The organism is Pseudomonas sp. AMR01, from assembly GCF_041946035.1.
Lineage (GTDB): Bacteria > Pseudomonadota > Gammaproteobacteria > Pseudomonadales > Pseudomonadaceae > Aquipseudomonas > Aquipseudomonas antarctica_B.
This window is the reverse complement of sequence record NZ_JAUTYR010000009.1, coordinates 165,017-187,058: the sequence shown is the minus strand read 5'-3', so window position 1 is coordinate 187,058 and position 22,042 is coordinate 165,017. Positions and strand designations below refer to the sequence as shown.

Annotated in this window: 21 protein-coding genes; 6 read left to right on the top strand and 15 right to left on the bottom strand. The window is 60.2% G+C overall.

What is annotated here, in order from left to right; genetic code table 11:
* Window positions 1-108 precede the first annotated feature (108 nt).
* From Q7C20_RS11530 to Q7C20_RS11520, 3 genes are read right to left on the bottom strand one after another with little or no spacing between them, the layout of a single operon-like run.
* Window positions 109-312 carry a hypothetical protein gene (locus Q7C20_RS11530; protein ID WP_375067407.1) on the bottom strand — a complete coding sequence of 68 codons (204 nt, stop codon included), beginning with the start codon at window positions 310-312 and terminating at the stop codon, window positions 109-111.
* Window positions 313-369: 57 nt separating this feature from the next.
* Window positions 370-1,536 (bottom strand): catalase family protein, encoded by a 1,167-nt coding sequence (locus Q7C20_RS11525; RefSeq protein WP_375067406.1) that lies wholly within the window; start codon window positions 1,534-1,536, stop codon window positions 370-372.
* Complete coding sequence (locus tag Q7C20_RS11520) at window positions 1,533-3,341, bottom strand: di-heme-cytochrome C peroxidase (RefSeq protein WP_375067404.1); 1,809 nt, start codon at window positions 3,339-3,341, stop codon at window positions 1,533-1,535. Before Q7C20_RS11520 ends, Q7C20_RS11525 begins: the two co-directional genes overlap by 4 nt.
* Window positions 3,342-3,588: 247 nt before the next feature.
* Here Q7C20_RS11520 and Q7C20_RS11515 point away from each other — a divergent pair, with 247 nt between their 5' ends.
* The 4 genes from Q7C20_RS11515 to Q7C20_RS11500 all read left to right on the top strand — a co-directional run bounded on the left by Q7C20_RS11515 (window position 3,589) and on the right by Q7C20_RS11500 (window position 6,634).
* The gene (locus Q7C20_RS11515) at window positions 3,589-4,338 is read left to right on the top strand and encodes an FKBP-type peptidyl-prolyl cis-trans isomerase (protein ID WP_348062634.1); all 750 of its coding nucleotides are present in this window, start codon (window positions 3,589-3,591) and stop codon (window positions 4,336-4,338) included.
* Window positions 4,339-5,375: 1,037 nt separating this feature from the next.
* Window positions 5,376-5,834, top strand: coding sequence for a YkvA family protein (locus Q7C20_RS11510; protein ID WP_375067401.1), 459 nt, complete (start codon window positions 5,376-5,378; stop codon window positions 5,832-5,834).
* Window positions 5,835-5,927: 93 nt separating this feature from the next.
* A complete protein-coding gene (locus tag Q7C20_RS11505; RefSeq protein WP_375067399.1) occupies window positions 5,928-6,266 on the top strand; it encodes a multiprotein-bridging factor 1 family protein in 339 nt (112 codons plus the stop codon).
* The gene (locus Q7C20_RS11500) at window positions 6,263-6,634 is read left to right on the top strand and encodes a hypothetical protein (protein ID WP_375067398.1); all 372 of its coding nucleotides are present in this window, start codon (window positions 6,263-6,265) and stop codon (window positions 6,632-6,634) included. Before Q7C20_RS11505 ends, Q7C20_RS11500 begins: the two co-directional genes overlap by 4 nt.
* Here Q7C20_RS11500 and Q7C20_RS11495 read toward each other — a convergent pair.
* Both Q7C20_RS11495 and Q7C20_RS11490 read right to left on the bottom strand, forming a co-directional pair.
* A complete protein-coding gene (locus Q7C20_RS11495) occupies window positions 6,631-8,400 on the bottom strand; it encodes a bifunctional diguanylate cyclase/phosphodiesterase (RefSeq protein WP_375067397.1) in 1,770 nt (589 codons plus the stop codon). The two genes, Q7C20_RS11500 and Q7C20_RS11495, sit on opposite strands and share 4 nt — an antisense overlap.
* Window positions 8,401-8,518: 118 nt before the next feature.
* Entirely contained in the window at window positions 8,519-10,600 is a 2,082-nt protein-coding gene (locus Q7C20_RS11490) for a carboxy terminal-processing peptidase (RefSeq protein ID WP_348054752.1), read from the bottom strand.
* A gap of 138 nt (window positions 10,601-10,738) precedes the next feature.
* Between Q7C20_RS11490 and Q7C20_RS11485 the strand changes: the two genes are divergently transcribed.
* On the top strand, window positions 10,739-11,701 hold the full coding sequence (locus tag Q7C20_RS11485; protein ID WP_375067395.1) for a zinc-binding dehydrogenase: 963 nt from the start codon (window positions 10,739-10,741) through the stop codon (window positions 11,699-11,701).
* A gap of 144 nt (window positions 11,702-11,845) precedes the next feature.
* Here Q7C20_RS11485 and Q7C20_RS11480 read toward each other — a convergent pair whose 3' ends face one another.
* The 6 genes from Q7C20_RS11480 to Q7C20_RS11455 all read right to left on the bottom strand — a co-directional run bounded on the left by Q7C20_RS11480 (window position 11,846) and on the right by Q7C20_RS11455 (window position 17,223).
* Window positions 11,846-12,499 (bottom strand): HAD family hydrolase, encoded by a 654-nt coding sequence (locus Q7C20_RS11480; protein ID WP_375067394.1) that lies wholly within the window; start codon window positions 12,497-12,499, stop codon window positions 11,846-11,848.
* Window positions 12,500-12,530: 31 nt separating this feature from the next.
* A complete protein-coding gene (locus Q7C20_RS11475; protein ID WP_375067393.1) occupies window positions 12,531-13,520 on the bottom strand; it encodes an ABC transporter ATP-binding protein in 990 nt (329 codons plus the stop codon).
* On the bottom strand, window positions 13,517-14,317 hold the full coding sequence (locus tag Q7C20_RS11470) for an ABC transporter permease (RefSeq protein WP_375067391.1): 801 nt from the start codon (window positions 14,315-14,317) through the stop codon (window positions 13,517-13,519). The genes Q7C20_RS11475 and Q7C20_RS11470 overlap by 4 nt, the downstream gene beginning before the upstream one ends.
* Window positions 14,304-15,167 carry an ABC transporter permease gene (locus Q7C20_RS11465; RefSeq protein WP_375067390.1) on the bottom strand — a complete coding sequence of 288 codons (864 nt, stop codon included), beginning with the start codon at window positions 15,165-15,167 and terminating at the stop codon, window positions 14,304-14,306. Before Q7C20_RS11465 ends, Q7C20_RS11470 begins: the two co-directional genes overlap by 14 nt.
* A complete protein-coding gene (locus Q7C20_RS11460) occupies window positions 15,146-15,952 on the bottom strand; it encodes an alkaline phosphatase family protein (protein WP_375067388.1) in 807 nt (268 codons plus the stop codon). Before Q7C20_RS11460 ends, Q7C20_RS11465 begins: the two co-directional genes overlap by 22 nt.
* A 203-nt stretch (window positions 15,953-16,155) precedes the next feature.
* The gene (locus tag Q7C20_RS11455) at window positions 16,156-17,223 is read right to left on the bottom strand and encodes an ABC transporter substrate-binding protein (protein ID WP_375067386.1); all 1,068 of its coding nucleotides are present in this window, start codon (window positions 17,221-17,223) and stop codon (window positions 16,156-16,158) included.
* A gap of 351 nt (window positions 17,224-17,574) precedes the next feature.
* Here Q7C20_RS11455 and Q7C20_RS11450 point away from each other — a divergent pair, with 351 nt between their 5' ends.
* Window positions 17,575-18,288: a UTRA domain-containing protein gene (locus Q7C20_RS11450; RefSeq protein ID WP_375067385.1), complete on the top strand. Its 714-nt coding sequence runs from the start codon at window positions 17,575-17,577 to the stop codon at window positions 18,286-18,288.
* A gap of 226 nt (window positions 18,289-18,514) precedes the next feature.
* Here Q7C20_RS11450 and Q7C20_RS11445 read toward each other — a convergent pair whose 3' ends face one another.
* From Q7C20_RS11445 to Q7C20_RS11430, 4 genes are read right to left on the bottom strand one after another with little or no spacing between them, the layout of a single operon-like run.
* A complete protein-coding gene (locus Q7C20_RS11445; protein WP_375067383.1) occupies window positions 18,515-19,468 on the bottom strand; it encodes a metal ABC transporter solute-binding protein, Zn/Mn family in 954 nt (317 codons plus the stop codon).
* Complete coding sequence (locus tag Q7C20_RS11440; RefSeq protein WP_375067382.1) at window positions 19,468-20,367, bottom strand: metal ABC transporter permease; 900 nt, start codon at window positions 20,365-20,367, stop codon at window positions 19,468-19,470. Before Q7C20_RS11440 ends, Q7C20_RS11445 begins: the two co-directional genes overlap by 1 nt.
* Window positions 20,364-21,110: a metal ABC transporter ATP-binding protein gene (locus Q7C20_RS11435; RefSeq protein WP_375067381.1), complete on the bottom strand. Its 747-nt coding sequence runs from the start codon at window positions 21,108-21,110 to the stop codon at window positions 20,364-20,366. Before Q7C20_RS11435 ends, Q7C20_RS11440 begins: the two co-directional genes overlap by 4 nt.
* Window positions 21,107-22,027, bottom strand: a complete 921-nt coding sequence (locus Q7C20_RS11430; protein ID WP_375067379.1) for a metal ABC transporter substrate-binding protein — start codon at window positions 22,025-22,027, stop codon at window positions 21,107-21,109. The genes Q7C20_RS11435 and Q7C20_RS11430 overlap by 4 nt, the downstream gene beginning before the upstream one ends.
* Between the last annotated feature and the right edge of the window lie 15 nt (window positions 22,028-22,042).

Here is a 22,042-nt window from a genome sequence, read left to right as displayed (position 1 = left end):
GTTAGAATACCGGCCTGTCACGCCGGGGGTCGCGGGTTCGAGTCCCGTCCGCTGCGCCATATTCGGTAACCTGGAACACTGAACGCCAGGTCACCACAGAAAACCCGCTCATTGAGCGGGTTTTTTTTCGTCTGCGATTTGTCGGTTTATCTTTTTCTTGCGCGGCTGGCGCGCCGCCAAGTGCTCAAAGCAGAACGAGGCGGTGCCGAACACGGCAATGATGGTCAGTACGAGCATGCCGAGCGTTGAACTCTCCACGGTGACTTCCTGCGCGATGATGGGGTAGGCAGTCACGTTAGAGGCGAGGTGCATGCCGCTCAATAGACCCGACGCGATCCTTACGGCGGCGAGCCTGTTTTTACGGACTCTTTATGGCGTGTTGCGGCTGTGACGGTAATCGCTGACGGCTTCATATACCGCCTTGCGCAACCGATTGATGCCGCCGATGGGGCGGTGTTCTTCCAGCCCGAACCAAGGGTTGAATGACTGGTTATCGCACGCCAGGTTCAGGGCCGGGGTGTCGAAATCCTGGGCCGGGATTTTCACGGTGGCCACGGTTTCATAAGGCGCATCACTTTCCTTCCATTCAATGCTGGTGTCTTCGATCGGCATGAATTTCTGCGGGTTCTGGCGCTGAACCTGCAACACGAAACACGCCGGTACACGGTCGGTGGACAGTTGCTGGTTCAGGGCGCTGCGCAGGAAATTCGGCAGGTCCTCGTTCTGTTTTGGCAGCGTGTATTGCGGGCAATTTTGCGGGTCGGGGGCAACACGAAACTTGGCGTTGGCTGCGCCAAACTTGTAGGGCGAAACTGAAAAGTAGGTGGTCTGGGTCGGGCTGGCGGGTGCCGGTGCCAGGGTCGCCAGGGCGATAAACAGGTGGCGTACCTGCCAGCTGCGTGGGTCAGCCTTGGGGAAGAATGCCAGGACTTTTTTGCCATCCGCTTGGGCGGCAACGTTTTGCGCGTACTCGGCCACATCGCTGACAAAAAAGTTCGGGTGGCTGAACATCACGAAGTCTTGTTCGGTGCGCGTTTGTTGGTCGGCCATCAGCTGTTTGCCCGGTACATCCAGCAGCTTGAGCGCCATGCCGCGTGCGTCGCGGATGCTGTCGAACTGCGGGTAGGCATTGCCGTTGGACAGCCGCATCATCGCTTGCCAGGTTTTTCCAGGCTCGGCGAACACGCCTTGGCGAAGGGCCGGGTCGAGGTCTGCCAGCACACTGACTTGGGCTTTTACGCAGCCGTGGGCCTTGGCGTGAGCGTCGCGCAAGTAGCGCGTGCCTTCGCGGTGCTGATCGACGATGCGCACGGCGGTCTGGATGATGCCTTGGGTCATCGCCGCTTCACCGGGTGGCACCTGTTCATTCGGCGACACCGGGCCGCTGTGTTGCCAGGCGAACCAGGCGGTCGCCGCCAGCCAACCGAGTAAACCCAGGCCCACCAGCCACAGCAGGGTTTTGCCGAGAAACCTGCCCAAGGCCAGCCAGAGGCGTGCGAGAGGGGAACGTTCGGTGTATTGCGATCGAATAATCATGGCAACTGTTGCTCCAGCGGGCCGCCCAGCACTTTGAGGTATTCCAGCAGCGCCAGGCGTTCCTGCGGCAGCAAGCTGCGGCCGATCACGCCGTTGCCACGTTTGCCGGCACGGAATTCGTGGCCGCTGTTGTGGTTGCCGGTGAGGTGTGTGTCGAACATAAAGGCGTTCTTGAACGCGGCGGTCTGGAAGCCCAGGTGGCGCGGGTCGTAGTCGAAAGTGCCTTTATAGAAAGTGGTGCTGCGCTCGTCCTGAGGCGAGAGCAGTTGGTAGATCGTCGGTACCGAGCCGTTGTGCAGAAACGGCGGGGTGGCCCACACACCGGTCAGTGGCCGCGCCTTGTAGGCGCGCAATTCGCGCACGCCGATGGGCAGGCCGTAGCCGTCCAGGCGCGGGCGCTCGGCGGGAGTCACCCCGGCGGCGCGGTAGGCGCGGTCCTCGACGAAGGCGGTGACGTACGCCAGGCCCTTGGCCACGGACATTTTTTTCAGGTCCAGTGGTTCGGTCGGCGTGGGGTGCAATTCGACGTTGAGCCTTGCCAATTCCGCCGGGTCCCAGTGCAAGGCGCTGAGGTCATAGCGTTGGTCGGCGATATTGCTGGCGGCATTGGGGTCTGTGCCGATGTAGTCCACCGGGAGCATTTTCAACTGCTGCACCGGGCGGCCATTTTCCTGGGTGATGGTGGGGACATGGCAACCGGCGCAGTTCTCGGCGAACAATGTGCGGCCGCTGGCAGCGAGGGGTTTGTCGACGGCCCCGAACAGGTCTTCGGGCCAGGTCGGCGGTTTGAGGCGTTGCAGGGTTTCTTCGATCAGGTTCAGGTCGCGCACGCGCACGCTGGACTGGTAGCGCGCATCGCCTTGCAGGGGTTGGCCGGCGCTGTCGAAAAAGGTCAGGGTGGCGCCAACGCCGAGGGCTTCGCCGATATTGCGCGCCATCGGTTGCTGGGCCGAGCCGTTCCATTGCACCCAGTCGAAGGTCCAGATATCCCACAGTTGCGGGTAATCCACCGGCGCGTTGGCGACGCGGTAATTCTGCGGGGAGATGGCGTCGCCGAAACTGGCGTTGGCGATGCGGCCGAATGCGTCCGTGCGGCCAGGGCCCTCTTCGGTGGGGTAGAGGCCGCGGTGGGTATCGTTCCAGGCGACTTTGAGGAACTGGTTCAGCGACTGCTTGAAGTCCTGGCGCAGTTGGCTGTGTTCGGCATCGTAGCGATCGCCGAGTACCTGGCGGGCGAAGCGCTCGAATTTCCACGGGTTGTAATAGGTGGCAGCAAGGCTGGCGACCAGCGCCTGGCCAAAACTGCCACCGCGCAAGGTCGGCACGCTGGACGGCAGCACATGTTGGGCTGAGCCGCCATCGATGCGCAGAGCCTGGCCTTTGAAATGCAACTCGCCGGTGTGGCAGGCGGCGCAGGTGATGTCCAGGTATTCAACGGTGCTGCCGGCGTTCTGGTGCCGTGCAAAACCCACGGGCAGGTTGCCGGGGTTTTGCGCTGTCGGGACTTGCCTGGGGTCGACCAGAAAGCCAAAGCGCGCCAGGTACTGCGGCGTGGCAAAACGCTTGTCCGAGAACGGCAGTTCGAGGGCGGTGAACCAGTCGTAATGCAGGCCCTTTACCTGGGTGCCCTGGGGCGTGAAGTAGTAGGTCTGGCGGTCGGCGGCGCTCCATTGATCCTGGTAGTGCACCTGCTCCACCGGGGTGTAATCCGGCAGCTTGGGGTTGAGGGTGTAATAGAGCAGCACCGCCAGTAGCAGGCCGGAGGCTATGAGTATCAGAAGTAATACACGAAAAAAAATGCGCAAGATAACGGTCCTTGTCGAGTTGTTGCGTTCTTATGCCATTGCACCACGAGTGCGGCAAGTGGCCAGTAAGTTGGTCTTGAGGTGTGCCGCGATCCATCGCGGGCCACCATCATGAATGAAATTGCTTTTAAACACGTGAACTTATCAGCAGTTTCCCCCTCAGATGCCGGTAGCCATTGGTCGTGGCCGCCTGATAAGCTCGCGACTTTACTCGAATGCCCTTTTGGCGCACGAACAAGGAAATAGCATGAAACAGCATCGGTTGGCGGCGGCGGTGGCCCTGGTTAGCCTGGTACTTGCGGGTTGTGATTCGCAGACCAGCGTAGAGCTGAAAACCCCGGCGCAGAAAGCTTCCTACGGCATCGGCCTGAACATGGGCAAAAGCCTTGCCCAAGAAGGCATGGATGACCTGGACTCCAAAGCGGTAGCCCAAGGCATCGAAGATGCCGTTGGCAAGAAAGAGCAGAAGCTGAAAGACGACGAGCTGGTTGAAGCGTTTGCCGCACTGCAGAAGCGTGCAGAAGAACGCATGACCAAAATGAGCGAAGAGTCGGCAACCGCCGGCAAGAAATTCCTCGAAGAGAACGCCAAGAAAGACGGCGTAGTCACCACTGCTTCCGGTCTGCAGTACAAGATCGTGAAGAAGGCCGACGGCCCTCAGCCTAAGCCTACCGACGTAGTGACTGTTCACTACACCGGCAAGCTCACCAACGGCACTACCTTTGACAGCTCCGTGGATCGCGGCAGCCCGATTGACCTGCCGGTCAGCGGCGTGATTCCAGGTTGGGTCGAAGGCCTGCAACTGATGCACGTTGGCGAGAAGGTTGAGTTGTACATTCCGTCTGATCTGGCCTACGGCGCACAGAGCCCGAGCCCGGCGATTCCAGCCAACTCGGTGTTGGTGTTTGATCTGGAACTGTTGGGGATCAAGGACCCGGCCAAGGCTGAGGCTCCTGACGCTCCGGCTGCACCTGCTGCACCTGCCGCCAAGAAGTAACTAGCGGCTGGACACATACAACGCCCCGTTTCGACGGGGCGTTGTTGTTTGTGCTTGGTTGGGGGTTTGCTTTTTAAGTGTATATCCGTTGCTGCGGTGATGGCTGATATGGGTTCCGCTCTTACAGCGGGTCACTTTTTGAAGAGCGCAAAAAGTAACCAAAAACGCTCCGCCCCACCACTTGGCACCTCGCTATGGCTCGGTGTGCCCTCACTCCGGCTTGAAACCGTGGGCCGCCGCGATGGGCCATCCTTGGCCCAGCGCGGCTAACCCGGCGTCCTGCCGGGTTACCCACGGTTTCAAGCCTGCGTTCGGCCATCGTGGTTTACGGGGCGTCTGAGATCAAGATCAAAAGCAAGATCAAAAGCAAGAGCACGGCGGCCTGAGAGCCGACCTGAGTGGTTGGATCAAAAGCGGGATTCAGTGTGTGGAGGTATTGAAGTCTTACTCGGTCAAAACTGTGGGAGCGGGCTTGCTCGCGAATGCGGTGGGTCAGCCACCAAATCCATCAACTGACACACCGCCTTCGCGAGCAAGCCCGCTCCCACAGTTGATCTTAATACATCAGGAAGAACGCGATCCGCCCTCGCAAAAACAGCGCCTTTGATTCAACCACTCAGGTCGGCTGCTAGGCCACCGTGCTTTAGATTTTGATCTTGATCCGAGGCACCGAGTGGTGGGGCGAAGACCTTTTGGTTACTTTTGGCTGGGCCGGCATTCCCGGCGTTTGCCAAAAGTGACCCGCTGTAAGAGCGGAACCCCTATCAGCCATCACCGCAGCAACGGATATGCCCCCCCCCAAATCCAATCGAACATCCTCAACCTGCCACAGTCTGATGTAAGACCTGAGCACGGGTAGCCGCACATAACCGCCAAGTCAATGAAATCTTGGGTTTTTCTTATGTGCGCAAAAAACGCCCGATCTGACTGTACGCCTTGTAGTCCGTGGCTTTCAGCCAAAAAAACAGGCTCTGTTCACAAGGTTATCCACAATTTGTGTGGATAACCTTTTATGTCGCCTGGAACTGGAGTGACGAATGAAACCACCCTTCAATTTCACCCGTTTCCTGCCCATGGCCGCGCGCTTGCTCGGTCGTGGCCGTTTGCCAACGCTGCTGTTTGCCGTGGCTGCCAAAGGCTCAAGCCAGGGCAATCGCCTGGGCAAGCTCAAGGATGATCTCAAATTGCTCCAGGCCCTGTGCCTTGCTTACTGGCGCGGCGAGTACCGGGCGATCAGCCCCAAGGCGCTGATTTCGGTGGTGGCGGGGCTGATGTACTTTCTCAGTCCGATTGATGCGATCCCGGACTTCATCCCCATGTTCGGTATGCTCGACGACATCGCCGTGCTGGCCTGGGTCATGAAGACACTGGACGGCGAACTGAGCGCCTTTCGCGCCTGGCGTGACGCCCAGCGCCCGGAAAAGCTTGCGGTGGTTGAGCGCCTCCCAGCGACGCCTGCACTACTGGCTGAGGAAAACCCGCAAAAAAACCGATGACACGTATATCCCCCTGCGACCTTTGTGGCTGTTAGGATTACACTTCTAAGGAAAGAACTTACTTAGTAAGTGTTGTTATCCTACGGGGCAGACATGGATATTCAGATCATTTCACGCGAAGGCGAACCCGAGTACGCGGTGTTGCCATGGGACACGTACCAGGCGCTACTAAAAGCAGCCGGTCAGCAGCAACCCACGCTTGCTCCATCTCCCTCTGTCACCGCCGCCCCCGCACAGGAACTGCGACCGCTCGCAGACCTGCGCGGCCTGCGCGAAGCCAAAGGCCTGGCCGTCGAAACCCTGGCCCGCACTGTGGGCATCAGCCCCTCGTATCTCGGATTGATCGAAAGTGGTGAACGCCAGCCGGATGCCGCGATACGCCGCAGCCTGGCCTGGGAATTGGGCGTGGCAGGTTGGAGGGATGAATCTTGAGCCTACGTATCAGTCGTCAACACTGGGACGGGTTAATCAACGAACTGGATCAGGCGCGCCGTCAGCGGCATCTGCTGACCTACCGCGCGTTGCTGGAGCGCCTGCAATTCCCCACACCGGCGATGCAAACCCTGGCCTCCGCCCTTGAACACCTGGCCGCGCTGGACGCCAAGGCTGAGCAGCCGTTGCGCAGTTCACTGGTGATCAGCCAGGGCGCCAGTCGCCTGCCGCGTACCGGTTTCTTTGAGTGCGTGGAGCGCCTGGGGCGTTTCAGCGGGCCATCCGATGGCGTGGCCGCCGCGTCCTGGCATGCTTCGGAAGTGGTGCGCGTGTTCGAGTATGAGTATCCCGAATCGGCCGAGGCCTAAAGCGTCTGGGGCAGCATCTCCAGGCTGTCGATCACATGGATGCTATAGCCGGCGATGTTCTTGGCATGGTGCTTGGCCTGCGACGCCAGCTCTGCCAGTTGGCTGGCATCAAGTTGCCCACACGCCTGTGGATAGAGATGCACCACACCAATCGACAGTGACAACAACGCAAACTCCTGACGCACACCCTGGCGGTTCAGCGCCACGAAGCATCCGGCGTCGAGGTGTTCAGCGCGGTAGAAGCGCCGACATTGGGTGTGGAAGTCGTCCAGCAACTGGTTGAGCCGTTTGCGCCAATCCTGCGGGCCCAGCACCAGCAAAAAGTCATCGCCGCCGATATGCCCGACAAAGTCGCGGCTGGGATCGACCCGGTCGTTGAGGCACTGCGCCAGGCACAGCAACACTTCATCCCCACGCCCGTAGCCGTAGATATCGTTAAACGGCTTGAAGCTGTCGATGTCCACGTAACAGATCACCGACTCGCGTTGCTGCTGTAACAGACGCGTCAGGCACTGCTGGATCGGCACGTTGCCGGGTAGCAACGTCAGCGGGTTGGCGTACCGCGCCTGTTGGATTTTCAGCTCGGTGATCAGCTTGAGCACATCGATCACCCGACCCAATCCCAAATAATCGCCGTTGAGCGTGATGATGAAGTCTTCTTCAATGCGTTGACGCGCGCGGCTGGTGAGCAGGCGGCTGACCTGTTGCAAGGACTGGCTCAACTCCACCGCCAGGAAGTCATCGCTCATCAGGCGGCTGATCGGTTTGCGTGCGAACAAATCGGTAGCGAAGGGCTTGAGCAGTGCATCAGACAACGAATGCCGATGCACGATGCCCACTGGGTGACCACGCCCGTCCAGCACCGCCAGGGAATTGAGGTTGGCCTGGCGGCGAAACGATTCCAGCACCTGGGCGGTGGCGGTGTCCTGGTCCACCGCAGGCTGTTCGATGAGCAGGGCGCTGAGGTCGCTGGCTTCTTCACTGAGGGCGATGTTGGCGGTGTCCGGTTTGGGCAGCATCAGGCGCGCTTCTTGTGGCGGCTGTTCCTGCGGACGGCACAGCAGGTAACCCTGAACCAGATCGACGCCCATTTCCGTCAGCACTGCCAATTCCTCTGGTAACTCGATGCCTTCGGCAATCACCTGCGCCCGAGATGCCTTGGCAATTTGCAGTATCGAACCGACAAATTCGCGCTTGAGCGCGTCCTGGTGGATGCCGTCGATGAAATGCCGATCGATCTTCACGTAATCCGGCCGCAGCTCCGACCACAAACGCAGGCTGGAGTAACCGGCGCCCAAATCATCGAGTGCGATGGCAAAACCCATGTCGCGGTAATGGTGCAGGGCGGTTTGCAGCAGGTCGAAATCATCGGTGGGGGTTTGTTCGGTAAGTTCGATCACCACCTGGCTCGGTGGAATGCCGAAGTCGCGCAGCAGTTGCAGCGTGCGCCCTGGCTGGTGCGCGGTTTCCATCAGGGATTCCGGCGAGATATTCAGGAATAGCTTGCCTGGCAACTTCTGTTCGCTGAACCGCCGGCACGCGCTTTCGCGGCAGGCCATTTCCAGTTCGCTGAGGCGCCCGGCGTGGCTCGCCACCGAAAACAGGGCGACGGGGGAGTGCAGGGGGCTGTTGGAAGGGCCACGGCTGAGGGCTTCATAGCCGAGAATGCGTCGTTCGGATAAACAGATGATCGGTTGGAACAGGCTGTGCAAACTGCCTTGAGCCAGGATTGAGCCCAATGCATTCAGCTGTTCGTTCATGGTCATGGTGATCTCGATCGAAAAAAAAGGACCGCAGGCGATGAGCCTGCGGTCCTTCATTTCACGACAGAATGATGTCTATATGATGACACTCCGAGGAGCGCTCACATTAATTTGCCATCGTTTACTGCTTGGCCACCTGCTTGCTGATCTTCAAGTAGTCCAGCAGTGTCCGGCCCGCTTCGGACAGGTAAGCGTCGTCTTCCGGTTTAACTTTTTCCGGTTCGGCCGCCAGTGCATCGTCGTCTTCTTTCTTCAGTTCCTTGAGTGGATCCTCGCCCTTGGCTTTGCGGCGAATATTCTCCAACACCAGTTGCTGATTCTCGATGTCGGCGTGCTGCTTACGGCGGTCCGCTTCATTGAGGCTGACGGTTTTCTCTTCCATCAGCTTCTTGGCCAAGGCCAGCTTGTCGCGGATAAACACGAACTCGGCATCCTTGGCGGAGCGAGCATCATGGTCCGCTTTCAACTCGGCCAGGTACGGCTTGAACGGGTCCGATGCAGGCTTGATCGCAGGACGGATAGTGTCCCACGGCATGGCTTCCGGCAGGGCGCTCTCGCCGATTTCCTTGGTGTCGATGACCGACGGGAAGTCGACATCCGGCAGCACGCCCTGGTGCTGGGTGCTCTGCCCGGAAACCCGGTAGAACTTGGCGATGGTCAGTTTCAGTTCGCCATGGTTCAGCGGCTGAATGGTCTGCACAGTGCCTTTACCGAAGGTCTGGCCACCGATGATCAACGCGCGGTGGTAGTCCTGCATGGCGCCGGCGAAAATCTCCGAAGCCGAAGCCGAAAGGCGGTTGACCAGCAATGCCATTGGCCCTTTGTAGAAAGCGCCCGGGTTCTCGTCTTCCAGCACGTCAACACGGCCGTCAGCGTTGCGTACCAACACGGTCGGGCCCTTGTCGATAAACAGGCTGGTCAGCTCGGTGGCTTCCTGCAGGGAACCGCCGCCGTTATTGCGCAGGTCAATGACCACGCCGTCAACTTTGTCTTTCTGCAGCTCTGTCAGGATTTTCTTGACGTCGCGGGTGGTGGACTTGTAGTCCGGGTCACCGGCACGGAACGCCTTGAAGTCCAGGTAGAACGCTGGAATCACAACAACGCCCAGCTTGTAGTCCTTGCCATCCTGCTTGAGGTTGAGGATCTGCTTTTGCACGGCCTGGTCTTCGAGCTTCACCGCTTCGCGAGTAATCGAAACGATTTTGCTGGTCTGATCGTTCGGCGCGTTGGTGTGCGGAATCACTTCCAGGCGCACCACGCTGCCTTTCGGCCCGCGGATCAGCTTGACCACTTCGTCCAGGCGCCAGCCGACCACATCGACCATCTCTTTGTCGCCCTGGGCAACGCCGATGATCTTGTCAGCCGGGGCAACCTGCTTGGTCTTGTCTGCAGGACCTGCCGGCACCAGACGCACGATTTTCACCTGGTCGTTGTCGCTTTGCAGGACGGCACCGATGCCTTCCAGCGACAGACTCATGTTGATATCGAAGTTTTCCGCGTTATCCGGCGACAGATAATTGGTGTGCGGGTCGTAGGACATCGCGAAGGTGTTGATGTAAGCCTGGAAGATATCTTCGGCACGGGTCTGATCCAGACGTGCCAGCTGATTCTTGTAGCGCTTGGTCAACAGCTCTTGAATGGCCTTCGGCTCTTTGCCAGCGATCTTCAAGCGCAGCACTTCGTCCTTGACGCGTTTGCGCCACAGGTCGTCGAGCGCGGCGGTGCTGGTCAGCCAGGGCGCGTCCTTGCGATCCACCAGAAGGGTTTCCTTCTGGGTGAAGTCGAGCTTGTCGACGCCCTTGTCCAGCTCTGCCAAGGCGAAGTCCAGTCGCGCTTTCACGCGGTCCAGGTAACGCTTGTAGATGGTGAAGCCGGGCTGCAGGTCGCCGCTTTTGAGGAAGTCGTCGAACTGGGTCTTCCACTTGTCGAACTCAGCGATATCGCTGGCCAGAAAGTAGCTGCGCGATGGATCCAGCAGCTTGAGGTAGCTGTCATAGATGATCACCGAGCGAGCGTCGTCCAGCGGCGGCTTGCTGTAGTGATGGCGCTTGAGCAACTCGACAACGTTAAGGCTGGCAATCACCTCATCGCGATCAGGCTGAAGGTTGTCCCAGCTGTTGGCTGCGAACGTATTGGTCGAGGTCGACGCGAAGCCGAGACCAATGAAAAGAGCGAGGGCGGTGCTTGGGAACAAATGCTTCATGCTGATTCGACGCGGGGGCAATTGATAACGCATATTAGGCCGTCTTTGAGGGAGCCGGTTCCATATGGTCCGGTCGCATAATGCAAAAAGCCCGGTGCTACAGCTACGGGCTCAGTCCAGAGTCACTATGGAGGCACTGTGAAAGCATTGCAAGGCGTTGACGGTCACGTGGAGTGGTTGGATGAAGCCCGTCCTACCTGTGATGTAGGCCAAGTTCGCATTCGAGTGGCGGCAGCGGGCCTCAATCGCGCCGATTTATTGCAACGTTCGGGGCTCTATCCGCCCCCGCCGGGCGCCAGCCATGTGCTGGGGCTTGAGTGCTCCGGAGTGATCAGCGAGGTCGGCGCGGGGTCGTCCTGGCAGGTCGGCGATCGCGTTTGCGCGCTGCTGGCCGGTGGCGGCATGGCCGAAGAAGTGGTGGTGGACGCGCGCCACGTGCTGCCAGTGCCGGAAGGTTTGTCGCTGATCGAAGCCGCAGCATTGCCTGAGGTGTACAGCACCGCATGGCTCAACCTGTTCCAACTGGCGGGCCTCAAACCCGGCGAAAAAGTGTTGCTGCATGCCGGCGCCAGCGGCGTGGGTTCAGCGGCGATCCAGTTGTGCAAGGCGTTTGGCAGCCCGTGCTGGGTCAGCGTCGGCTCGGCGCAACGTCTGGCGTACTGCGAGGCGCTCGGCGCACAGGGCGGCGTGGTGCGTACTGACGGCATTGAGGGGCTGCGCGACTTTGGGCCGTTCGACGTGATCCTCGACCCGGTGGGTGGCAGCTACGCGGCACTGGACCTCAAGCTGTTGGCGCTGGATGGTCGATGGGTGTTGATCGGTTTGATGGGCGGGCGCGATGCGCAACTGGACCTGGCGCAGGTGCTGGGCAAGCGCATCCAGTTGCTCGGCTCGACCTTGCGTAGCCGCAGCGATCAGTTCAAGGCAGACCTGTTCAGTGACTTGAGCCAGCATGTGTGGCCGCTGTTTGCCGAGGGCCGACTGAGCCCGCAACTGGCCAAGACGTTCCCGATCAAGGATGCCGAAGCGGCGTTTGCCGAGCTGGCGACCAATCAGATTTCCGGGAAGCTTGTTTTGGTGATTGACGAGAGCGTGAGCTGATTTCAGCTTGAAATGCAGTCACTGTGGGAGCGGGCTTGCTCGCGAATGCGGTGTCTCAGTGAAGAATATTTCATCTGGCATACCGCATTCGCGAGCAAGCCCGCTCCCACATTTTGACCTCATTTCAATTTTGAGCGGTCAGTGTCAGGTCCAGTGGTGGACTGGCCAGCCAGCTTGTTCCGCATGCTCACGCAACACCGGATCCGGGTTCACCACCTGCGGGTGATCCACCTTCAACAGCAGCGGCAAGTCATTGCGCGAATCCGAATAGAAATACGCCCCTTCCAGCGTCTCACCTTCCTGCTCCAGCCACGCCAGCAAGCGGGTGATCTTGCCTTCGCGATACGTCAGTACGCCCACGGTATGGCCGCTGTACACGCCATGGCTGACCTCCAGATCAATCCCCAGCACCTCATCGATACCGATGCGCGCCGCAATCGGTTCGACCAGGTGCGTGCCCGACGCAGAAATCACCAGAATCCGGTCGCCATTCGCACGGTGGCGGGAGATGGTCTTGGTGGCGTCGCTGTAGATCAGCGGCTCAATCACGTCCTCGACCCAAGGTTCTACCAAATGCTCGATTTCTTCCGGTGTGCGGCCGATCATCGGCTCCAGGCTGAAGTCCATGAAGTCCTCCATGGCCAGCTTGCCCTGGCTGTAGGCGGCCATCAGTTCGTCGTTCTTGCGCATGAACGACTCAGCGTCGACCCAGCCCAAGCGGCCCATCTGCTCGCTCCACAGGGTGGCGCAGTCGCCATGAATGAGCGTTTCGTCCAGATCAAAAATTACCAGTGCCATCAGTCATATGTCCTCTATATACACAGCGGCCTCAGGCTACCTCACACAAGGCGCTTGGATCGATGGAAAGTGCCAGGCGCTGACCGTCGGGGTGCAAATCGTCGGCAGAGCGGTTGAGCACATCGACCACCAATTCCACGCCGCGCGCTTCGATGCGGTAACGAATCACGTTGCCCAGCAGGCTGTGGCTGCGCACCAGCGCGTCGAGTTGGCCGCTGCGGCTCAGCTCGATGGCTTCCGGGCGAATCGCGATGCGCCCGCTGATCGGGCGTTGCAGCAGTTGGCTGGCCTTGTCGGCATCGAGCAGGTTGTAGTTGCCGATGAAGCCTGCGGCGAACACGTCCACCGGCGCGGTGTAGAGGGTTTCGGCATCGCCGCTCTGCACGATCTTGCCCTGGTTCATCAGGAAGATGCGGTCTGACATGGTCAGGGCTTCTTCCTGATCATGGGTCACAAAAATCGTGGTCAGGCCCAGCTCTCGCTGGATCTGGCGGATCTGTTCGCGCAGGTGCTTGCGAATCCGTGCATCCAGCGCCGACAGCGGCTCATCCAGCAGCAACAGGCGCGGGCGGGTCACCAGCGAGCGGGCGAGGGCCACGCGTTGGCACTGGCCACCGGACATCTGGTGCGGGTAGCGCCCGGCGAGGTCCTTGAGTTCAACCAGTTGCAGCACTTCCTGAACGCGCTTGTGGCTGTCGTCGGCGTTGACCTTTTGCATGCGCAGGCCGAAGGCGACGTTCTGTTCAACGGTCATGTTGGGGAACAGCGCGTAGCTCTGGAACACCATGCCGATGTGGCGTTTCTGCGGGCTCAGCGGAACGATGTCCTGCCCATCCAGCAGAATTTGGCCACTGTCTACCGGCGTCAGGCCGGCGATGCAGCGCAGCAGCGTGGACTTGCCGCAACCGGACGGGCCGAGCAGGGTGACGAATTCGCCCTTGGCGATCTCGCAGTTGATGTCACTGAACACCGGGGTGCCGGCGTAGCCTTTTTGCAGGTGTTGGACGCTGACGAAGCTCATTGGCTTTTGTCCTTGTTCAAGATATTGGCGGCCCAGGTCAGCACCAGCACGAAGAAGAAGTAGGAAATCACGATGGCACTGGTGAAGTGGCCACTCGTGTTGCGCATATTGTTCAAGTACACCTGCAGGGTTTCGTAGCGGGTGCCCACCAGGATGTTGGCGAACACAAACTCCCCGAACAGGAACGAGAACGACAGCAGCAATGCGACCATCAGGCCTTTGCGCAGGTTGGGCAGCACCACGAAGATTGCCGCCTGCCAAGTGCTGGCGCCGAGCAGTTGCGAGGCGTCCATCAGGTCACGCAGGTTGATGGCTTGCAGGTTATTGGTGATCGCGCGGTACATGAACGGCAGCGCCACGGTGAAATAGCAGCCGATCAGAATCCACGGCGTGCCCACCATCGCCAGTGGCCCGGAGCCGTAGAGTTGCAGCAAACCTACCGACGACACCACGGGCGGCACCGCAAAGGGCAGCAGAATCAGGATGTTCATCAGCGCGTCGAGCCGTGGAAAGTGGTAATGCACCACGAACAGCAGCGGCAAAATCAGCACCACCGACAGGATCAGCGCACCCACGCACACCAGCAGCGATTGGCCGAAAGCCGCGAGAAAGCGCGGGTCGCTCCACAACTGCACATACCACTTCACGGTAAAGCCGGCCGGCAGCACGGTGGCCGACCAACTGCTGGCAATGGAGTAGACAAAGGTGCCCGCCAGCGGCAATACCAAAATCGCAAACAACACATACACCACTACCCGATGGTAGAGGGAGGCCGGGCCGGCTTCAGCGCGAGACATGGTAGCTCCTCTTGAGCAGCAGTTGATGGACCACGGTGACCACGGTCATCAGTGCCACCAGCACCACGGCCAGGGCGCTGGCCATGTTCGGGTCCAGTGAAATGTCGCCGGAGACCATCGCCGCGATACGAATGGGCAGCACGTTAAAGTTGCCGGTGGTCAGCGCGTACACCGTGGCATAGGCGCCGAGGGCGTTGGCCAGCAGAATCACAAAGGTGCCGAGCAGGGCAGGGGTCAGTACCGGCAGGCCAATGTGACGCCAGAACTGCCAGCCGTTGGCGCCGAGCAACGACGCCGATTCGCGCCAGTCTTCACGCAGTGCGTCAAAGGCTGGGTAGAGCAACAACACGCCCAACGGAATCTGGAAGTAGGTGTAGAGGATGATCAGGCCGGTCTTGGAATACAGGTTGAAGTCCTGAATGATCCCGGCCTGCTTGAGCATGATCGTGATGCTGCCGTTGAAGCCGAGCAAAATGATGAAGGCGAAGGCCAATGGCACGCCGGCAAAGTTGCTGGTCATGTTGGCAAACGCGGTCACGAAGTTGCGCAGTCGCCCATCGACGCGGCGTAACGAATAGCTGCCGAGCACCGAGATGATGATGCCGAACACGCTGGAGTAGAAGCTGATCTCCAGGCTGTACTGGATGGCCTGCAAGTAGAACTTCGAGCTGAAGATTTTGGTGAAGTTGGCCAGGCCCCAGCCGAATTCTTCCGATTGCAGGCTGTTGATCAACACCCACACCAGCGGGGCGATTTCGAACACGATAAAGAACAGCGCAAACGGCACCAGGCACAGGATCGCCAGCCATTTGCCACGGGTTAGGGAATTCACTTCAACAGCTCCCGGCATACAGGTTTGTCGTGGGGCACGCCGAGCAGTTCGCACACAGTGCCGCACAGCTCGGTTTGCTCAGGTCTGGCAGAAGGGTCGAAGCTGAAGGCCGAGCCCAGCACGAACAGTGGCACTTCGCGTTCTTCCGGCAGTACGCCGTTGTGCGAGCGGTCGTTGTTCATGCCGTGGTCGGCGGTCACCAGCACCTGGTAGCCGGCGTCGAGCCAGCCTTGCAGGTAGTCGGCGAGGATGATGTCGGCCGAGCGCGCGCTGTTGCGGTATTGCGGCGTATCGAGGCCATGTTTGTGGCCGGCGTCATCAATGTTCATCGGGTGCACCACCAGAAAATTCGGCGCGTGTTTGCGGCGCAGGCTTTCGGCGTCGGCGAACAGGTGGGAATCGGGGTAGTGGTCATTCCAGTAGAAATGCCCGTGCTGGATCGGCAGCGCCTTGTCGTCGGTATGACGATCCCGCGCGGCCATAAAGGGCGTGCGGTTGTATAACTCGCTGACCCAGTGATAAGCCGCCGCCGCTGTGGTGAGACCGGCGTCGGTGGCGTAATGGAAAATGCTGCGCTGATTGGACAGGCGCGAGACATTGTTGTGGACGATGCCGCTGTCGATCGGTGGCACGCCGGTGAGGATGCATTCATACAACGGCCGCGACAGAGACGGCAGTTCACAGTCCAGTTTGTAAAGCGCTGCGCGTCCTGCGCCGATGTAGGCCTGCAGATGCCCCATGGCATGTCGGGCAACCTCGTAGTTCAGGCCGTCGAGCACCACAAGGATGACGTTGTGCTTCATAGGGGGCGGGCTCCGCAGCAGTAGGCTTGACTCGGTTTCTCTGGAGGAACGGGGGAGAAAATGTGGGAGCGGGCTTGCTCGCGAAAGCGGTATTCCAGGCAACATTCATTTCACTGAACCACCGCTTTCGCGAGCAAGCCCGCTCCCACACAAACCCCACCCACATTGGATCTCCAGTGGACATCCAATGTGGGTTGAAGGCCTTACTGCATATTGATGATGACTTCTTCCTGCCACTTCTGCGGCAGGGCCTTGGAAGTTTTCTCCCATGCGTCGGCATCTTTGATCGGCGTTACTTTTTTGTACTGCTCGTTCGGCAACAGCTTGGCCTGTACATCCGCCGGCAGGGTCAGGTGCTCGGCACGAATCGGACGTGCATTACCCTTGGCCAGGTTGATCTGGCCGGCGTCGCTGAAGATGTATTCACGGGTCAGCTTGGCGGCGTTCGGGTGCTTGGCGTATTTGTTGATGATGGTGGTGTAGCCGGAAATCACCGAACCGTCCGATGGGATCAGCACCACGTAGTCATCCGGGTTGGCCATCTTTGCCTTGTAGCTCAGGCCGTTGAAGTCCCAGACCACGCCCACTTCGACTTCGCCTTTTTCCATGGTGGCGATGGTCGGGTTGGCCAGCGACAGGCGACCTTGCTTGGCGATCTCGGCAAACATCAGCAGCGCAGGCTGGATGTTTTTCTCGTCGCCACCATTGGCCAGCGCAGCAGCCAGCACGCCGTTGGCGGCTTGGGCGGCGGTGCTGACGTCACCAATCGAGACTTTGTATTTACCGGTTTTCAGGTCAGCCCAGCTTTTTGGCGCTTCGGAGCCGTGCAGCAGCTTTTTGTTGACGATAAAGGCGATGGTGCCGGTGTAGGCCAATGCCCAGTTGCCGTCCTTGTCTTTCGCCCAATCCGGCACTTGTGCCCAAGTGGTCGGTTTGTACGGTTGGGCAACACCTTGTTTCACCGCAATCGGGCCGAAGGCGGCGCCGACGTCACCGATGTCGGCGCTGGCGTTGTCTTTCTCGGCGGCAAACTTGGCGATTTCCTGGGCCGAGCTCATGTCGGTGTCGATGTGCTTGAGGCCGTAGATTTTGGCCAGGTCATCCCAGGTGCCTTTCCAGTTGGCCCAGTCATCGGGCATGCCGACGCTGTTCACGACGCCTTCCGCTTTTGCGGCGGCTTCCAGGGTTTTCAAATCGGTATCAGCGGCCATGGCGGCGGTGCACATGGCAATGGTCGAGCCTAACAGTGATGCCAGGAAAAGCTGTTTCATCCGAAGCTCCTTTGGGCGTTTTCAACGCTGCGCTTTTATGAACGATTGCGGTGGTGTTGGTCTAGGTCAGCAATACCTGAGCCAATTTAGGCTCGATGGATGACAGTTTCATGTCGATGTCGTTTTTAAAGCGCTTTTGTCGCTCAGTTCAGACTCAGCGTAGACCATGCCCAAGTGCCCGCAGGCCCTGGACTTGGCCGATGTATTGCAGGGTGTGCTGCGGGAGGTGGACACGGACTGTCATCTGTCGGTCATCTGTAATGCCTAGGCTGGCATGCAGCAGCAGACGCCCAAATAGCGCGCGGTGTGTGCACCTGAGCGGTGCTGGTCTAGTCCAGATAGGTAATGTTGATGCGTGATGAGGCAATCAAGGCGGTGACCTCTATCGGTCTGGCGCTGCAGGAGCAGATCGACCACGGCCTGTTGCCGCCTGGAAGTAAATTGCCCGCCGAGCGCAAGCTCAGCGAGTTGTTTGGTACCACGCGCATTACGGTGCGGGAAGCCTTGTTACAACTGGAGGCCCAAGGGCAAATTTACCGCGAGGAGCGTCGTGGCTGGTTTGTCTCGCCGCCACGGCTGGCCTACAACCTGATGCAACGCAGCCACTTTCACGCGATGGTCAGCGAGCAGGGGCGGGTGGCCGTGACCGAGGTGATTTCGGCGCGGCTGCAACCGGCGTCGGCAGCGGTGTGTGCGTGGTTGCAGTTGCCGGCATTGTCGAGCGTGATCCAGATCTGCCGGGGCCGGCGCATCGATGGGCGACTGGTGCTGTATGTGGAGCACTACCTGAACCCGCAGTACTTTCCGGGGATTCTGGAGTGTGATTTGAACCAGTCGATGACCGAACTGTATGCCCGCAAGTACAACCTGCATTACGGGCGAGTGCGCTTTGAAATTGTGCCCACGTCATTGCCGGTGGAAGCCGCCGCCGCGTTGCGCGTTTCGGTGGGCAGCCCGGGCCTGCGCATCGCTCGGGTCAACTATGACCAGAACCAACGGCTGATCGACTGCGACCTGGAGTTCTGGCGCCATGATGCGATTCATGTGGGCGTGGATGTGATTTAAAGGGCTCTATGTTGATCTGTATTGAGCAGGGATTGTCGTGGTTGGCCAGTTTGCTGTGGCGAGCGGGCTTGCCCCGCGTTGGGCTGCGAAGCAGCCCCAAACATGTCACCGAAATTTTACCTGGAGGAACGTGGCTGTCCTGTCAGGGCCGCTTCGCAGCCCAACGCGGGGCAAGCCCGCTCACCACAACCAGCCGGATCACCACAGGGTAGGGTTTAGCCAGACATCAAGGGGCAAGCGTTTTGATCACCTGACCCACATTGGTTTCCAGCTCTGTTACCGGGTCGGCGCTGTCGACATTGAGCACCACCAGCTGTGCGCCGCCTGCCGCCACTGCGGCTTTCACGGCCTCACTGGGCTGGCGATGATGCAGCACCAACGCCACGTCGCTGTCTTTCAACGTGCTACTCAGCGTCTGCAAGGCCTCGGGCGTCCAGTCGGTATCTGGCCGCGCGTCGGTGCTGACCACTTCCAGGTTCAAGCTGCTCACCAGGTAGGCGAAGTGATCGCTCAAGCTGACCACACTCAGGTTGTCCGCCTTGGCCAGCCGCGCTTCGCTGTCGGCATTGAGCTTGAGCAGGCGCTGTTTGAGGGCGGCGAGGTTGGCGTCTATCTTCGGCTTGGCGGCGGGCGCCAAACGGCTCAGGTCTGCGGCCATCACATCGGCCATGCGCCCCATATTGTTGCTCGACTGCCAAGGCTGGCTGTTCAAGCCATCGACAGTGCCGGGTTGCACCGCGATACCCGGCAAGCCGCCGTCCACCGGGCGTGCGGCGTCCACCTCGACAATGCGGATATTCGCGCGGCGCGCCACCGGGTAAAGCGGGTCGTCCGCCCACAACGAGCGCAAGCCGATGGCCGCGTCGGCTTCCCAGGCAAGTGCATTCAACGCCGGAGCACCGCGGCCGGTGAAGTAGGCCACCTGACGCGAGCCGGGCAGGTTGGCCGGCGCGGCGCGCTCAAGGTGCACATCGGTGTTTTTCAGCAGCACGTCGGCGAGCCCGTAAGTAATGGGCAGCGAGGCCAGGACCGTGACCGGTTTTTTGGCCTTGGTCAGGGCCGCATGGCCGAGGCCTTGATTGACTTTGAATTCCTTTGGGTCAAAACCATCGGTGGCCAGCGCCGAAGTGCTGATCAAACACGCAATGATGATGGCCAGTGGGTGAAAGGCAGGGCGCATTATCCAAGATTCCCTTTGAGGCTGGGCACAGTGCCGCGCGCGATGGCGGCGAAGGCGAAGGCGATACCGGCCACCAGAATGATCGCGGCGCCGGACGGGATGGGCAGGTCGAAGATGATCGGCAGCAGAATGCCGCACAGGGTGCTGACCGTGGCGATCACCACCGAGACCCAGAAGAAGCCTTTGAGCGACTGGCTCAGCAGGCGTGCCGCCGCGGCTGGAATTACCAGCAACGCACCCACCAGAATCGCGCCGATCACCTTGACCGCCGCCACGGTGATCAGCGTCACCAGGATCACAAACAGGTAGTCCAGAGTCTTCACCGCCACCCCGCGCACCGCCGCCAGTTGCGGGTTGAAGCTGGCGAGGATGATGCGGTTGTACAGCGGCAGCGCCAGGGCCATCACCAGCGAGCCGACAATCGCCAGCACCAGCAGGTCATTGCCGTTCACCGTCAGCACCGAGCCGAACAGCACGTTTTCCAGAATGTGCACGTTGATCTTGCCCGCCAGAATCAGCAGCAAACTCGCGCCCAATGCCAGCGACACCGAGAGGAACACGCCGATCAAGGTATCCGGCGCCAACCCGGTGCGGTTGCGCAGGTAATTGAGCAGGATGCCGAACAGCAGGCAGTAACCAAACAGTGCGCCGTAAGGCCCGGTGTAGGGTTCACCGAGCAAAATGCCCACGGCCACGCCGGTCAGCGCAGCATGGCCAACGGCTTCGGAGAAAAACGCGAAGCGTTTGACCACCACCAGCGTGCCCAGGCCGCCCAGTACCGGGCCGATCAGCAGCCCGGCGAGCAGCGCGTTGACCACAAAGCCATAGGCCAGTGCTTCCGGCAGGTACCCTGAAGAGGCCCAGCCCTGGACCATCAAGCGAAACGCTTCATAACTCATTGCGCCGGGCTCCGTGGGTGAGTGGAGAACAGGGTGAGCAGGCGGTCCGGCGTCAGCGCCGCTTCAGGCGTGGCGTCGAATAACACGCGGCGATTCAGGCCGGTGACGCGATCCGCCAGACGCCGGACGGCTTCCAGGTCGTGCTCGATCCACAGCACGGTGATCCCGGCCAGGCGCCAGTCATTCAACAAGCGCTCGAAGACCTGGATACCGGCTTCATCGAGGGCCGACATTGGTTCGTCCAGCACCAGCAATTGCGGTGTTGGGATCAGGCCTTGGGCGAGCAGCACGCGCTGACGTTCGCCGCCAGACAGCGCGCCCATGCGGCGTTTGCGTTTGTCCTGCATGCCGACCCGCTCAAGGGCTTCGCCAATCGCGGCAGCGTAATGTCTGGACACGCCAAGAAACGCCGGACGCCGCTGACACATGGCGGCCATGAAATCGTCGACCGTCATCGGCAAACCCCGGTCGAACTCCAGAGCCTGGGGCACATAACCAACAGTGCCCACGGCGGCCGGCCAGTGCAAACGCAATTGCCCTTGATGCGGTGTTTGACCCAGCAGGGTTTTGATCAACGAGCTTTTGCCGCCGCCGTTAGGGCCGACCAGCGCATGGATGCTGCCCGGTTGCACGTTGAAGCTCACGTTATCCAGGATCAGCGTGCGGCCGAGGGTCAGCGATACCCTGTCGAAATCGAGCGTCGGGCCAACGCTGGCCACTTTCAAGTGTTCCGCCGCCGTCATGCCCCAGACTCCTGAATCGCCCGCACCACAGTGTTGAGGTTGCCGGTCATTTCCACTTCGTATTTTTCAGCGGAATATTCGCCGTAGGAAATATGCGACAGCGGGTACAACTTGACCCCGGACTCACGCTGAATGGTGTCGACGTAAGTGGACGGGAAGTCCATCTCCGAGAAGATCACCTTCACGTCCAGGGCGCGCAGTTCGTCGATGGTTTTTTTCAGCTGGCTCGGGCTGGGCTCGATGCCGTGCGCGGGCTCGACCACGGCCGTCACTTCCAGGCCGAATTCGCGCAGCAGGTAGTCGTAGGCGGCGTGCACTGTGGCCACGCGCAGGTCCGGGTTGGGCGCGCTTGTCAGCTTGGCCAGGGCGTCGGCGCGCATCTGACGCAGGCGTTTGCCGTAGGCGCGGGCGTTTTGGGTGTAGGTCTTGGCGTTGTCGGGGTCGAGTTTGCCCAGCTCGCGGGCGATGTTGTTGACCTGGGCAATCGACGCACTGATCGACAGGAACGTGTGCGGGTTGACCACCTTGCCCGCACCGCGCGCGGCATTACCGGTGGCTGCCAGCAGCGGCACGTTGGCGTTGGCCTCGATCACCGGAATGTCCGGGCGCTCGCTGGTGGCGATCATGCGGTCGGCAAAGTCGTCATGGCCAACGCCGTTGAGCACGATCACATCCAGGGTGCCGATGCGCTTGATGTCTTCGGCGCGCGGCTCATAGGCGTGCGGGTTGAAGCCTGCGGGTATCAGCGGCACCACTTCGGCCTTGTCACCGACGATATTGGCGACGTAGCTGTAATAAGGATGCAGGGTGATACCGATCTTCAGGCGTTTAGCCGCCTCGGCGTTCGCCAACGGAGCCAGCATCACGCTGAGCAGGCTGACCAGCAACAGGCGCAACAGGGGAGATGAAGTAAACATGGGCAATCGGTCTTC